General features: G+C 72.5%; 14 protein-coding genes. 7 read left to right on the top strand and 7 right to left on the bottom strand.

The features are described 5' to 3' along the window. Positions 1–58: 58 nt before the first annotated feature. Complete coding sequence (locus tag AB0M18_RS21895; RefSeq protein WP_365760453.1) at positions 59–652, bottom strand: TetR/AcrR family transcriptional regulator; 594 nt, start codon at positions 650–652, stop codon at positions 59–61. Then, complete coding sequence (locus AB0M18_RS21900) at positions 649–2,217, bottom strand: 3-hydroxyacyl-CoA dehydrogenase (protein ID WP_365760455.1); 1,569 nt, start codon at positions 2,215–2,217, stop codon at positions 649–651. Before AB0M18_RS21900 ends, AB0M18_RS21895 begins: the two co-directional genes overlap by 4 nt. A gap of 124 nt (positions 2,218–2,341) precedes the next feature. Here AB0M18_RS21900 and paaN point away from each other — a divergent pair, with 124 nt between their 5' ends. Then, positions 2,342–4,039 carry a phenylacetic acid degradation protein PaaN gene (paaN, locus tag AB0M18_RS21905; RefSeq protein WP_365760458.1) on the top strand — a complete coding sequence of 566 codons (1,698 nt, stop codon included), beginning with the start codon at positions 2,342–2,344 and terminating at the stop codon, positions 4,037–4,039. Between the two features lie 28 nt (positions 4,040–4,067). Here paaN and AB0M18_RS21910 read toward each other — a convergent pair whose 3' ends face one another. The 3 genes from AB0M18_RS21910 to AB0M18_RS21920 are packed head-to-tail and all read right to left on the bottom strand — an operon-like array spanning position 4,068 to position 6,726. Continuing rightward, complete coding sequence (locus AB0M18_RS21910; protein ID WP_365760460.1) at positions 4,068–4,751, bottom strand: TrmH family RNA methyltransferase; 684 nt, start codon at positions 4,749–4,751, stop codon at positions 4,068–4,070. Then, a complete protein-coding gene (locus AB0M18_RS21915) occupies positions 4,748–5,962 on the bottom strand; it encodes an HTTM domain-containing protein (protein WP_365760462.1) in 1,215 nt (404 codons plus the stop codon). Before AB0M18_RS21915 ends, AB0M18_RS21910 begins: the two co-directional genes overlap by 4 nt. Then, on the bottom strand, positions 5,959–6,726 hold the full coding sequence (locus tag AB0M18_RS21920; protein WP_365760464.1) for a DUF5819 family protein: 768 nt from the start codon (positions 6,724–6,726) through the stop codon (positions 5,959–5,961). Before AB0M18_RS21920 ends, AB0M18_RS21915 begins: the two co-directional genes overlap by 4 nt. 86 nt (positions 6,727–6,812) lie before the next feature. Between AB0M18_RS21920 and paaA the strand changes: the two genes are divergently transcribed. The 6 genes from paaA to AB0M18_RS21950 all read left to right on the top strand — a co-directional run bounded on the left by paaA (position 6,813) and on the right by AB0M18_RS21950 (position 11,768). After that, complete coding sequence (gene paaA / locus AB0M18_RS21925) at positions 6,813–7,856, top strand: 1,2-phenylacetyl-CoA epoxidase subunit PaaA (RefSeq protein ID WP_365760466.1); 1,044 nt, start codon at positions 6,813–6,815, stop codon at positions 7,854–7,856. Beyond that, positions 7,853–8,140: a 1,2-phenylacetyl-CoA epoxidase subunit PaaB gene (paaB, locus tag AB0M18_RS21930; RefSeq protein WP_265861486.1), complete on the top strand. Its 288-nt coding sequence runs from the start codon at positions 7,853–7,855 to the stop codon at positions 8,138–8,140. The genes paaA and paaB overlap by 4 nt, the downstream gene beginning before the upstream one ends. Further along, complete coding sequence (gene paaC / locus AB0M18_RS21935; protein WP_365760468.1) at positions 8,137–8,880, top strand: 1,2-phenylacetyl-CoA epoxidase subunit PaaC; 744 nt, start codon at positions 8,137–8,139, stop codon at positions 8,878–8,880. The genes paaB and paaC overlap by 4 nt, the downstream gene beginning before the upstream one ends. Next, positions 8,874–9,389 carry a 1,2-phenylacetyl-CoA epoxidase subunit PaaD gene (paaD, locus tag AB0M18_RS21940; RefSeq protein WP_365760470.1) on the top strand — a complete coding sequence of 172 codons (516 nt, stop codon included), beginning with the start codon at positions 8,874–8,876 and terminating at the stop codon, positions 9,387–9,389. The genes paaC and paaD overlap by 7 nt, the downstream gene beginning before the upstream one ends. Beyond that, the gene (locus AB0M18_RS21945; protein WP_365760472.1) at positions 9,390–10,490 is read left to right on the top strand and encodes a 2Fe-2S iron-sulfur cluster-binding protein; all 1,101 of its coding nucleotides are present in this window, start codon (positions 9,390–9,392) and stop codon (positions 10,488–10,490) included. A 144-nt stretch (positions 10,491–10,634) separates the two neighbouring features. Further along, positions 10,635–11,768 (top strand): acyl-CoA dehydrogenase family protein, encoded by a 1,134-nt coding sequence (locus AB0M18_RS21950; protein ID WP_365760474.1) that lies wholly within the window; start codon positions 10,635–10,637, stop codon positions 11,766–11,768. A 105-nt stretch (positions 11,769–11,873) separates the two neighbouring features. On the opposite strand, the gene AB0M18_RS21955 is transcribed toward AB0M18_RS21950, so the two are convergent. Both AB0M18_RS21955 and AB0M18_RS21960 read right to left on the bottom strand, forming a co-directional pair. Then, complete coding sequence (locus tag AB0M18_RS21955) at positions 11,874–12,218, bottom strand: rhodanese-like domain-containing protein (RefSeq protein ID WP_365760476.1); 345 nt, start codon at positions 12,216–12,218, stop codon at positions 11,874–11,876. Positions 12,219–12,272: 54 nt separating this feature from the next. Next, positions 12,273–13,013, bottom strand: coding sequence for a hypothetical protein (locus tag AB0M18_RS21960; protein WP_365760606.1), 741 nt, complete (start codon positions 13,011–13,013; stop codon positions 12,273–12,275). Between the last annotated feature and the right edge of the window lie 2 nt (positions 13,014–13,015).

Raw genomic sequence — 13,015 nt, forward strand, 5'->3', positions numbered from 1 at the left:
GAAAACGCGTGAGGGCCCGGCCGGGATCGTCCCGGCCGGGCCCTCGTCCAGGTGTCTCTCAGCGAGCGGTGCGCAGCCCGTCGAAGGCGAGGTGCACGACGGTGTCCACCAGCTGAGCACGCTCGGGCGCGGAGTCGTGGTGCGGCCGGTACCACTCCACCAGCGAGTTGATCATGCCGAACAGCAGCCGGGTCGCCAGCCGGATGTCCAGGTCGGGCCGCAGGTCGCCGTCGGCGGCCGCCGCCTTCAGGAGCTCGGCCACCCGGTGGTCGAACTCGCGGCGCCGCTCCATGGCCCACCGCTCGGTCGCGGTGTTGCCGCGCACCCGCAGCAGCAGCGTCACGTACGGCAGCTCGGCGATCAGCACCTCGACGGTGCGCCGGGTCACGTACTCGACCCGCTCGACGGCCCGGCCGCGGTTCGCCGCCGGCTCGTCGAGGATGCCGAAGAGCCCGTCGAGGGCGCGGCTGACGGCCCGCCGCAGCAGCTCCTCCTTGCCGGCCACATGGTGGTAGATCGACGACTTGGAGATGCCCGCCGCCTTGGACAGGTGCTCCATCGACGTGCCGTCGTAGCCGCGCTCGATGAAGACCTGCACGGCGACCGAGAGCAGCGTCTCGGGGGTGTACGTGTCGCGTCTCGCGGTGGTCATGCGATCTCCTCCGCTTCCTCGGCGTACGCCCGGCGCACCAGGCCGAGGCTCGGCGCGTACCGGCCGGTCGGGTACCGCTCGTGCAGCGCGTGGAGCAGGGCCGCCGCGCGCCGGTGGCCGAGACGGCCGGCCCACTCCAGCGGACCGGCCGGGTAGTTGACCCCGAGGCGCATCGCGGTGTCCACGTCCTCGGCGGTGGCGACGCCCCGGTCGACCGCGTCGGCCGCCAGGTCCGCGAGCATCGCGACCGTGCGGGCCACGATCATCCCGGGCACGTCGCCGATCACGGACACCTGCTTGCCGAGCGCCTGGAAGAGGCCCACGGCCTCGGCGAGGCTCTCCGGGGAGATGTCCTCGCGGGCGGACAGGACGATCCTGCCCGCCTTCTCGTAGTCGAGCGCGAGGTCGAAGTAGACGACGTCCTCCTGGTGGTACTCGAAGGAGGTCTCGCCGTCCGCGAGGCTGAGCTTCCCGCCCGAGGGCAGCTCCACGAACCCGTCGCCCTTCTTGCGCCGGACGGCGACGCCGGCCCGCTCGAAGAGGTCCACCAGGGGCTGCGCGGGACCGAGGTCACCGCGCACCGTGATCCGCGCGGGCGCCTTCGCCGGTGCCGCGGTGTGCGGCTCGGGGCGCTCGGCGCCCTCCGCGTACGAGAACCAGCCGTGCCCGCTCTTGCGGCCGAGGCGGCCGGACTCGACGAGCCGGCGCTGGGCGAGCGAGGGCGTGAACTTGGGGTCCTGGAAGAAGGAGTCCCACACCGAGCGGGTCACGGCCTCGTTGACGTCCTGGCCGATGAGGTCGGTGAGCTCGAAGGGGCCCATCCTGAAGCCGCCGGACTCGCGCAGGGCCGCGTCGATGGTGGCAGGGTCGGCTGCGCCCTCCTCGTAGATCCGCAGCGCCTCCGCGTAGAAGGGGCGGGCGACGCGGTTCACGATGAAGCCGGGGGTGTCGGTGCAGCGCACCGGCGTCTTGCCCCAGTTCCTGGCCGTCTCGTACGCGCGCGTGGCGACGGCCGGGTCGGTGGCGAAGCCGCTGACGACCTCGACCAGCGGGAGCAGCGGGGCCGGGTTGAAGAAGTGCAGGCCGACGAAGCGGCCGGGGTGGGCGAGGCCGCCGGCGATGGCGGTCACCGACAGCGAGGAGGTGTTGGTGGCGAGCACGGCGTCCGCCGCGACGACCGCCTCCAGGTCGGCGAAGAGCCGCTGTTTGACGGGCAGCTGCTCGACGATCGCCTCGACGACCAGGGCGGCGTCGGCGAGCTCGGCGAGCGCGCCGGCCGCGTGCAGCCGGGCGACGGCCGCGTCCCGCTCCTCCTTGCCGAGCCGGCCCTTCTCGACCAGCCGGTCCAGGCGCCCGGCGACGCCGGCCACGGCCTCCTCGGCCCGGCCGGGGGCGCTGTCGTAGAGGCGTACGGGATGGCCGGCGACCAGGGCGACCTGGGCGATCCCCTGGCCCATGGTGCCCGTGCCGACGACGGCGACGACCTCGCTCTGGCCGATGCCGCCGGCTCCGGCTCCGTCGGCCGGCCCCGCGTCGCTCCCCTGGACGGGCGTATTGGCGCTCATAGGAGTGATCCTCCCCGATGGGTTCTCCACAGGATCGCCGGACCCCCTTGTCCCGACCGATCGTTCGGTTACTCTAACTCCGTACGCGTCTCCCTGCCCAGCTCGACGAGGAGTTGGTCCACCCATGGCCACCGCTCAGCTGACCACCGACCGTCTGGCCGAGAAGCACCGGTCCACGCTCGATCAGGCCCTCGCCACCATCCGCACCCGCGCCTACTGGTCCCCGTACCCGGAGCACCCGAAGGCCTACGGGGAGAACGGCTCGCTGGACGCCGCCGCGGGACTCGCCGCCTACCAGGAGCTGCTCGGCAAGCGCTTCGAGCTCGACCAGCCCGGCACGGACGGCTGGACCGGCGCCGAGACCTCGCCGTACGGTCCGGCGCTCGGCATCGAGTATCCGCACGCCGACCTCGACGTGCTGCTGCCGGCGATGCGCGCCGGACTGGGCGCCTGGCGCGACGCCGGCCCCGAGACCCGCGCCCTGGTGTGCCTGGAGATCCTCGCCCGGATCTCCGCCCGCACCCACGAGTTCGCCCACGCGGTCATGCACACCAGCGGCCAGGCCTTCATGATGGCGCTCCAGGCCGGCGGCCCGCACGCGCAGGACCGCGGCCTGGAGGCCGTGGCGTACGCGTTCGAGGAGCAGACCCGCACCCCGGCCGGCCGCGCCGCCTGGTCCAAGCCGCAGGGCAAGCGGGACCCGCTGGAGCTCAGCAAGGAGTTCACCCCGGTCGGCCGCGGTATCGCCCTGGTCATCGGCTGCAACACGTTCCCGACGTGGAACGGGTACCCGGGTCTGTTCGCCTCCCTGGCCACCGGCAACCCGGTCCTGGTCAAGCCGCACCCGCGCGCGGTGCTGCCGCTGGCGCTGACCGTCAAGATCGCCCGCGAGGTCCTCGCCGAGGCCGGTTTCGACCCGAACCTGGTGGCACTCGCCGCCGAGGCCCCGGGCGAGGGCATCGCCAAGACGCTGGCCGTCCGTCCGGAGATCCGGATCATCGACTACACCGGCTCGACCGCCTTCGGCGACTGGCTGGAGACCAACGCCCGCCAGGCGCAGGTCTACACGGAGAAGGCCGGCGTCAACACGGTCGTCGTCGACTCCACCGGCGACTACAAGGGCATGCTCTCCAACCTGGCCTTCTCGCTGTCCCTGTACAGCGGCCAGATGTGCACCACCCCGCAGAACCTGCTGATCCCCCGCGACGGCATCACCACCGACCAGGGCCCGAAGTCGTACGACGAGGTGGTCGCCGACCTCGCGGGCGCGGTCGGCGGTCTGCTCGGCGACGACGCCCGGGCGAACGCGCTGCTCGGCGCCCTGGTCAACCCGGACGTGAAGGCGCGCCTGGAGGCGGCGGCCGGTCTCGGCGAGGTGGCGCTGGCCTCCCGCGAGGTGCCGAACCCGGAGTTCCCGGACGCCGTGGTGCGCACCCCGGTCATCGTGAAGCTGGACGGCTCGAAGCCGGACGCCGAGGCGGCGTACTTCTCGGAGTGCTTCGGCCCGGTCTCGTTCGCGGTGTCGGTCGACTCGACCTCCGACGCGCTGGAGCTGCTGCGGCGCACGGTGCGCGAGAAGGGCGCGATGACGGTCGGCGCGTACACGACCTCGGCGGACGTCGAGCGGGCCGTGGAGGAGGTCTGCCTGGAGGAGTCGGCGCAGCTGTCGCTGAACCTGACGGGCGGGGTCTATGTGAACCAGACGGCCGCGTTCTCCGACTTCCACGGCTCGGGCGGCAACCCGGCGGCGAACGCGGCGCTGTGCGACGGCGCCTTCGTCTCCAACCGCTTCCGGGTGGTGGAGGTCCGCCGCCAGGCCTGACCCGGCGCCCGACCGGCCGTGCCGGTCCCTATTCGGGGGCCGGCACGTCGGCGTAGCGCTGGATCCAGGCGTGCATGGCGATGGCCGCGGCGGCACCGGCGTTGATCGACCGGGTCGAGCCGAACTGGGCGATCGAGCACACCATCGCGGCATGGGCGCGGGCCTCCTCGGTGAGGCCCGGGCCCTCCTGCCCGAACAGCAGCACACAGCGGCGCGGCAGCTCGGTCCGCTCCAGCGGCACCGCGCCCGGCAGGTTGTCGATGCCGATGATCGGCAGGCCCTCGGCCGCCGCCCACGCGGTCAGCGACGCGGTGTCCGGGTGGTGCCGGACGTGCTGGTAGCGGTCGGTGACCATGGCGCCGCGCCGGTTCCAGCGGCGCCGCCCGACGATGTGGATCTCCTTGGCCAAGAAGGCGTTGGCGGTCCGCACCACCGAGCCGATGTTGAAGTCGTGGCCCCAGTTCTCCACGGCCACGTGGAAGTCGTGGCGGCGGGTGTCCAGGTCCGCGACGATCGCCTCGCGCGTCCAGTAGCGGTAGGGGTCGACGACATTGCGCCGGTCGCCGCCGGCCAGCAGCTCGCGGTCGTAGCGCGGGTCGTCCGGCCACGGCTCCGGGTGCGGCCCGACGCCGATCTCGGTGCCGTACCCCTCGTCGTACTGGAGGGGCTCGGCGCCCGGGGCCGGCACGGGCTGTTCTTCGGTGGTGCTCACCCGACGAGGGTACGGGTGCCGGCCTCCTCACCCGAACGGCTCTGTGCGGGCAGCTCGGCCCCGGCCGGCGGCCTGCGGAACAGCCGGTCCCGGCCCCGGGCGGCCCGGGCCCCCAGCCACACCAGGAACGCGGTGGGCAGGAACACGGAGTCGGCGGCGATCATCGCCAGTGAGAAGAACGGCAGCCCGAGCAGCAGGGCGATGCCCGCGTGCTCCAGCATCATCGCCACCAGGAGCACGTTCTTGACCTTGCGGTTGAAGAGCGTGAACGGGAACGCGACCTGCACGATCACGGTGCCGTAGGTGATCAGCAGCACCATCACCGCACTCGCGCCCAGGAGCTCGGAGACGGCGGGCCAGGGGGTGAAGTAGTCGAGCTGGAGCGGGAAGTAGAGCGCGGTGCCGTCCTGCCAGCGCGAGCCCTGCACCTTGTACCAGCCGGCCGTGGCGTAGACGAGGCAGACCTCCGCCATGATCACGACGAGGGTGGCGTTGTGCGCCAGGTTGGCGAGGACGTCGAGCAGGGTGCGCGGCTCGCCGGGGGCGAAGCGGCAGACCAGCCACCACAGGGCGTTGCCGAGCCACAGCACCCACAGCAGCACGAACAGCCACCACTCGCCGGTGACGTCGGAGAACCAGGTGGCGGCGAGCAGGAAGCCGCCGAGGACCGTCCACAGCAGCGGTCCGACGGGACCGAGTCCCGCGCGGCCGCGGGCGGCGCGGCGGGCGTCCAGGGACCAGACCTGCGCGCAGCGGGTGAGGACGAGGTAGATCGCCATGAGGTGGACGACGTTGTCGCCGCCGTCGCCCATGAAGATGGAGCGATTCTGCAGCGACAGCACGCCGGCCATGAAGACCACGGACACGGCCCGGGTGCGCCAGCCGAGGAGCATCAGGACGGCGGAGAGCACGGCGAGGCCGTAGACGATCTCGAACCAGAGGCGCCCGTCGGACCACATGAGCACGGTGAAGGAGCGGTTGTCGGCGATCAGCTGCCGGCCCATCTCCCACGACCAGGGGCCGTCCGGGCCGTACAGCTCCAGGCGGTGAGGCCATTCGCGCACCAGGAAGAGCAGCCAGGTGAAGGAGAAGCCGATGCGGACGATCGCGCTCTGGTAGGGGCCGAGCGCCTGACTGGTGACCTTCTGGGCGGCGGCCGCGAGCCGCCGGTCGAAGGGGATCCGGGGCCGGGGGGCGGTGGTCTCGGTCATCGGGTCGCCTCCGTACCGGGGCGGTCGGCGGCGGTGACGCGCCACCAGGGGTAGCCGCGCTCGACGGGAGCGGTGTCGATCTTCTCGGTGCTCCAGGCGGCGGCCGGGACGGGCCGGGTGACGGTGCGCAGCTGGATCCTGTCGACGGTGCCGCCGAGCGCCCGCTCGTCGAGGCGCTGCATGACGATGCGGCGGACGTACTGCTCGGAGAGCCGGCCGCGCATGCCGTTGGGGCGGTGGTCGTCGGTGTGGGAGTTGAGGTAGAAGTCCCAGGCCCGGCGCAGCTCGTTCTGCCGGGTGTGGCTGGGGATCGGATTGCCGCGGACGCCGTCGAGGTCGTGGGCGGTGAGATCGGTCCAGCCGGTGGTGGTGCGCTTGCCGCCGGCGCCCACGACCTCGGCCCTGACCTCGACGGACATGTTCTGCTGGAGCGGGTTGGGGGCGAAGAGCTTCCAGTTCTGCTCGAACTCGGGGTAGACCCAGTCGTCGACCGCCTCGCCGTGCTGCTTGGTCAGCGTGTTCGACGGCGCGACGTGCAGGAACACCGTCCCGAGGTGGACGCAGGCGAAGACGCCGACGACGGCGAGGGCGACGGCCGCAACCACCTGGTACGGCATCGAGAGCCCCGCGATCCCGGCCCGCGGCGCCCCGGGCCCGGGGCCCGTGTCCGCTTCGGCCACCCGTTCGGGCGAGTCCTCCGGTCCGGGCTCGATCCCGCCCCCGTCGTCGTACGAGTCCATCGCGCCCCGCTCCGCTCGGCTCAAGGAGTTATCCACAGGGTTGACACCATACGGGCCGCCGAACGACCATTGAAGTCAATGAACCGAACGATCGGTCGGTAGGGGTTCCGATGACCACAGGTACGGCAGAGACGACAGCGCCGGAAGGTGCGACGGCGAGCCAGGCCGCCCTCGAAGCGGTGTTCGACGCCGCCGTGGCCGCCGACGAGCGCATCGAGCCGCGCGACTGGATGCCCGACGCCTACCGGGCCGGCCTGGTGCGCCAGATCGCCCAGCACGCCCACTCCGAGATCATCGGCATGCAGCCCGAGGCCAACTGGATCACCCGCGCGCCCTCGCTGCGCCGCAAGGCGATCCTCATGGCCAAGGTCCAGGACGAGGCCGGCCACGGCCTGTACCTGTACAGCGCCGCCGAGACCCTCGGCACCAGCCGCGACGAGCTCCTCGACAAGCTCCACAGCGGCCGCCAGAAGTACTCCTCGATCTTCAACTACCCCACGCTGACCTGGGCCGACGTCGGCGCCATCGGCTGGCTCGTGGACGGCGCCGCCATCACCAACCAGGTGCCCCTGTGCCGCTGCTCCTACGGGCCGTACGCACGGGCGATGGTCCGCGTCTGCAAGGAGGAGTCCTTCCACCAGCGCCAGGGGTACGAGGCACTGCTCACCCTGTCCCGCGGCACCGAGGCCCAGCACGCCATGGCCCAGGACGCGGTGAACCGCTGGTGGTGGCCGTCGCTGATGATGTTCGGCCCGCCGGACGACGTGTCGACCCACTCGGCGCAGGCGATGGCCTGGAAGATCAAGCGCCACTCCAACGACGAACTGCGCCAGCGCTTCGTCGACGCGACCGTCCCGCAGGCCGAATCCCTCGGCCTCACCCTCCCCGACCCCGACCTGAAGTGGAACGAGGAGCGCGGGCACTACGACTTCGGCCCCATCGACTGGGACGAGTTCTGGGACATCCTCAAGGGCAACGGCCCCTGCAACGAGCAGCGGCTGACCAAGCGCCGCCAGGCCCACGAGGACGGCGCCTGGGTCAGGGACGCCGCCGCGGCCTACGCCGAGAAGCACCGCCCGGCCACCGGCCGGCACGACACGCACCACACCGGCACCGACGCCGGACCGCACACGGACGGGGAGGCACGGGCATGACCACCGACGGATGGCCGCTGTGGGAGGTGTTCGTGCGCTCGCGCCGCGGACTGTCCCACACCCACGCCGGCAGCCTCCACGCTCCGGACGCCGAGATGGCCCTGCGCAACGCGCGCGACCTCTACACCCGCCGCATGGAAGGCGTGTCGATCTGGGTCGTGCCCTCCGCCGCCGTCACCGCCTCCTCGCCCGACGAGAAGGACCCCTTCTTCGAGCCGGCCGCGGACAAGCCCTACCGGCACCCCACCTTCTACGAGATCCCGGACGGGGTGAAGCACCTGTGACCGCCCCGACCACTCCCGCCACCGCCCCCGGCGGCACCGTTCCCGCCGCCCTCGCCCTCGGCGACGACGCCCTCGTCCTCGCCCAGCGGCTGGGGGAGTGGGCGGGCAGCGCCCCGGTCCTCGAAGAGGAGGTGGCCCTCGCCAACATCGCGCTCGACCTCATCGGCCAGGCCCGCGTCCTGCTCTCCCTCGTCGGCGACGAGGACGAACTCGCCTACCTCCGCGAGGAACGCGCCTTCCGCAACTGCCAGCTCGTCGAGCAGCCCAACGGCGACTTCGCCCACACCATCGCCCGCCAGCTGTACTTCTCCACCTACCAGCGCCTGCTGTACGCGCGGCTGGCCACCGGCGACGGCCCCTTCGCCGGGCTCGCCGCCAAGGCCGTCAAGGAAGTCGCCTACCACCAGGACCACGCCGAGCACTGGACCCTGCGGCTCGGCGACGGCACCGAGGAGAGCCACCGGCGCATGCAGGCCGCCTGCGACGCGCTGTGGCGCTACACCGGCGAGATGTTCCAGCCCCTGGACGGCCTCGACGTGGACACCACCGCCATGGAGAGCGCCTGGCTCGACTCGGTGACCGCCGTCCTCAAGAAGGCCACCCTGACCGTCCCCGCCGGTCCGCGCACCGGCGCCTGGAGCGCCGGCGCCGGCCGGCAGGGCCTGCACACCGAGTCCTTCGGCCGCATGCTCGCCGAGATGCAGCACCTGCACCGCAGCCACCCGGGGGCGACATGGTGACCACCGCACCGGGCACGGCCCCGACCGCCCTGGAAGAGGAACTGGCCCGGATCGCCGGCGCCGTCCCCGACCCCGAGATCCCGGTGATCAGCCTCGCCGAACTCGGCGTCCTGCGCGGCGTCCACGTCCACGGCCCCGGCCGCGTCGAGGTCGAACTCACCCCGACCTACACCGGCTGCCCCGCCGTCGAGGCCATGTCCGCCGACATCGAGCACGCCCTCCACGAGCACGGGGTGCCCGAGGTCAGCGTCGTCACCGTCCTCAGCCCCGCCTGGTCGACCGACGACATCAGCGACGAAGGACGCCGCAAACTCGCCGAGTTCGGCATCGCCCCGCCCCGCCCCCAGGGCCCGGCCGGCGGACCGATACCGCTCACCCTCGCGATCCGCTGCCCCCACTGCGGCTCCACCGACACCGAACTCCTCAGCCGCTTCTCCTCCACCGCGTGCAAGGCACTGCGCCGCTGCGCCGCCTGCCGCGAACCGTTCGACCACTTCAAGGAGTTGTAGATGGCCACCTCCGCCTCCACCGGCGCCGCCGGACGGGCCGGGTTCCATCCGCTCCGCGTGAGCGAGGTCGAGCGGCTCACCGACGACTCCGTCGCCGTCACCTTCGCCGTCCCGGCCGAACTGCACGACGCCTACCGCCACGCCCCCGGCCAGCACCTCGCCCTGCGCCGCACCGGCCCCGCCGGCGAGGAGATCCGCCGCACCTACTCGATCTGCGCCCCGGCCGCCGCCCAGGGGGAGACCCCCGTGCTCCGCGTCGGCATCCGCCTCGTCGACGGCGGCGAGTTCTCCACCTACGCCCTCAAGGAACTCGCCGTCGGCGACACCGTCGAGGTCATGGAACCCATGGGCCGCTTCGTTCTCGAACCCCGCCCCGGACACTTCGCGGCCGTCGTCGGCGGCAGCGGCATCACCCCGGTCCTCTCCATGGCCGCGACCCTGCTCGCCCGCGAACCCGAGGCCCGGTTCTGCCTGGTCCGCAGCGACCGCACCGCGGCCTCCACGATGTTCCTCGACGAGGTGGCCGACCTCAAGGACCGCTTCCCGGACCGGTTCCAGCTGATCACCGTGCTCTCCCGCGAGGAACAGCAGGCCGGCCTGCCCTCCGGCCGGCTCGACGAGGACCGGCTCACCGCCCTGCTGCCCGCGCTCCTGCCCGTCGCCGACATCGACGGCTGGTTCCTGTGCGGCCCCTTCGGCCTGGTCCAGAACGCCGAACGCGCCCTGCGCGGCCTCGGCGTCAGCCGCAACCACATCCACCAGGAGATCTTCCACGTCGACGACGGCTCCGCGCCCGCCCCGGCGCCCGCGGCCGACGCCCCCGCCCACGCCACGCTGACCGCCACACTCCACGGCCGGTCCGGCAACTGGCCCGTCCAGCAGGGCGAGACGCTGCTCGAAACAGTGCTGCGCGCGAGGGCGGACGCCCCGTACGCCTGCAAGGGTGGTGTGTGCGGCACCTGCCGCGCCTTCCTCGTCACCGGCGAGGTGCGGATGGACCGCAACTTCGCCCTGGAGCCGGAGGAGACCGAGGCCGGCTACGTCCTGGCCTGCCAGTCCCACCCCGCCACCCCCGAGGTCGAGCTCGACTTCGACCGCTGACGGACGACGCCGACGCCGACGCCCGCCGTCGGGTGTGCCCCGGTCGTGACCGGGGCACACCCGGCCATTCCCTTCCGGTAGAACCTGTTCTATCTTGACGGTCCGTCAGATCCGCCCCGGGGCAAGGCCGGAAGGGACAGGACCGTGGACTTCACCTTCACCGAAGAACAACAGGCGGCCGTCGAAACGGCCAAGGCCGTCTTCGCCGACGTCCCACCCGACAACGTCCCCAGCCCCGCCCTCACCCCCGGCGCCGTCGCCGACGACTTCGACCGCGCACTCTGGGCCCGCCTCGCCGACACCGACCTCCTCGGCCTCGTCCTCGACCCCGCACACGGCGGCGCCGGACTCGACCCCATCGCCCTCTGCCTGGTGCTCCGCGAATCCGCCCGCGCCCTCGCCCGCGTCCCCCTCCTGGAGACCGGCGCCGTCGCCCTCACCCTCCAGCACCACGCCCCCGAGACCACCAGGGCCGCCCTGCTCCCCCGCGTCGCCCGCGGCGAACTCGTCCTCACCGCCGCCGCCCACGGCCGCACCGGCCACGACCCGGCCCCCCTCGCCGTCACCGCCCGCCGCGACCACACCGGCTGGACCCTCGACGGCCACACCAGCGCCGTCCCCTGGGCCCACCACGCCGACCACATCGCCGTACCCGCCCACACCCCCGACGGGCACACCGTCCTCGCCCTGCTGCCCCGCACCCGGCCCGGACTCACCCTCACCGACCAGTACGGCACCCACGGCGAACGCCTCGCCGAACTCCGCCTCGACGACGTCCACCTCGACCCCACCGACGTCATCGACACCCAAGGCGCCTGGGAAGAGCTCCACTCGCTCCTCACCACCGGAACCTGCGCCCTCGCCCTCGGCCTCGGCGAACAAGTCCTCGCCATGACCGCCCAATACACCGGCAAGCGCGAACAGTTCGGCCACCCCGTGGCCACCTTCCAGGCCGTCGCGGTCCAGGCCGCAGACCGCTACATCGACCTGCGCGCCATGGAAGCCACCCTCTGGCAGGCCGCCTGGCGCCTCACCACCGACACCACCGGCGCACTCCCCGCCGCCGGAGACATCGCCGTCGCCAAGATCTGGGCATCCGAAGGAGTCCGCCGCGTCGTCCAGACCGCCCAACACCTCCACGGCGGCTTCGGCGCCGACACCGACTACCCCCTGCACCGCTACCACGCCTGGGCCAAACACCTCGAACTCGCCCTCGGCCCCGCCGCACAGCACGAAGAGGAACTCGGCGACCTCCTCGCCACCCATCTCCTCGGCTGAACGGGAGAACCAGCGGGGGAACCGGCGGGTGAACCGGCGGGTGAACCGGCAGGAGAACCGGCAGGAGAACCGGCGAGAAGACCAGCGGGAGAAGCAGCCGGGAGACTAGAGGACGTAGGCGGGGCTTCCGTCGTCCGTCACCATCGGACGCCCCGCGCCCTCCCACGCCAGCATGCCGCCGTCGACGTTCACCGCGTCGATGCCCTGACCCACCAGATACTGCGTGACCTGCGCCGACCGGCCACCCACCCGGCACATCACGAACGCCTGACGCCCATCCGCCACGGCCTCCGTCACCTCACCGAACCGCGCCACGAACCCACTCATCGGCACGTGCAGCGCACCCTCGACATGACCGGCCGCCCACTCGTCGTCCTCACGGACATCGAGCACGAGAGCACCAGCCGGCACGGAAGCCGCGTCGACCGACGGCAGCGGGGCGAAATTCATGGACCTGGCCTTCTCTCTGCGACACCGCGCCCCCACGGGCGCGCCCACCCGAAACTACTGCACCAGCGCGGCGAGCTCCGCCTCACGCTCGGCGACCTGCGCCAACAGCTGCTCCGCGATCTCCTCCAGGAGACGATCCGGATCATCCGGCGCCAACCGCAGCATCGCCCCGATCGCGCTCTCCTCCAGCTCCCGCGCCACCAGCGACAACATCTCCTTGCGCTGCGCCAGCCACTCCAGCCGCGCGTACAGCTCCTCGCCCTCGCTCAGCCGCGCCGCCGGCAGCGGCCCGGCCGCCCACTCCGCCGACAGCTCCCGCAGCAGCGCCTCGTCACCACGGGCGTAGGCCGCGTTCACCCGCGTGATGAACTCCTCGCGCCGCTTCCGCTCGTCCTCCTCCCGCGCCAGATCCGGATGTGCCTGACGCGCCAGATCCCGGTACAGCTTGCGCACCTCGTCCGAGGGCCGCACCCGCTTCGGCGGCTGCACCGGCCGGTCGGTCAGCATCGCCGCCGCCTCCGGCGACAACCCGTCCGAGTCCACCCAGTCGTGGAACAGCTCCTCCACCCCGGGCATCGGCATGACCGCCGCACGCGCCTCCTGCGCCCGCCGCAGATCCTCCGGGTCCCCGGTACGCGCCGCCCGCGCCTCCGCGATCCCCGCGTCCAGCTCGTCCAGCCGCGCGTACATCGGGCCGAGCCTCTGATGGTGCAGCCGCGAGAAGTTCTCCACCTCGACCCGGAAGGTCTCCACGGCGATCTCGAACTCGATCAGCGCCTGCTCGGCCACCCGCACCG

This window comes from Streptomyces sp. NPDC051909 (assembly GCF_040681095.1).
Classification (GTDB): Bacteria; Actinomycetota; Actinomycetes; order Streptomycetales; family Streptomycetaceae; genus Streptomyces.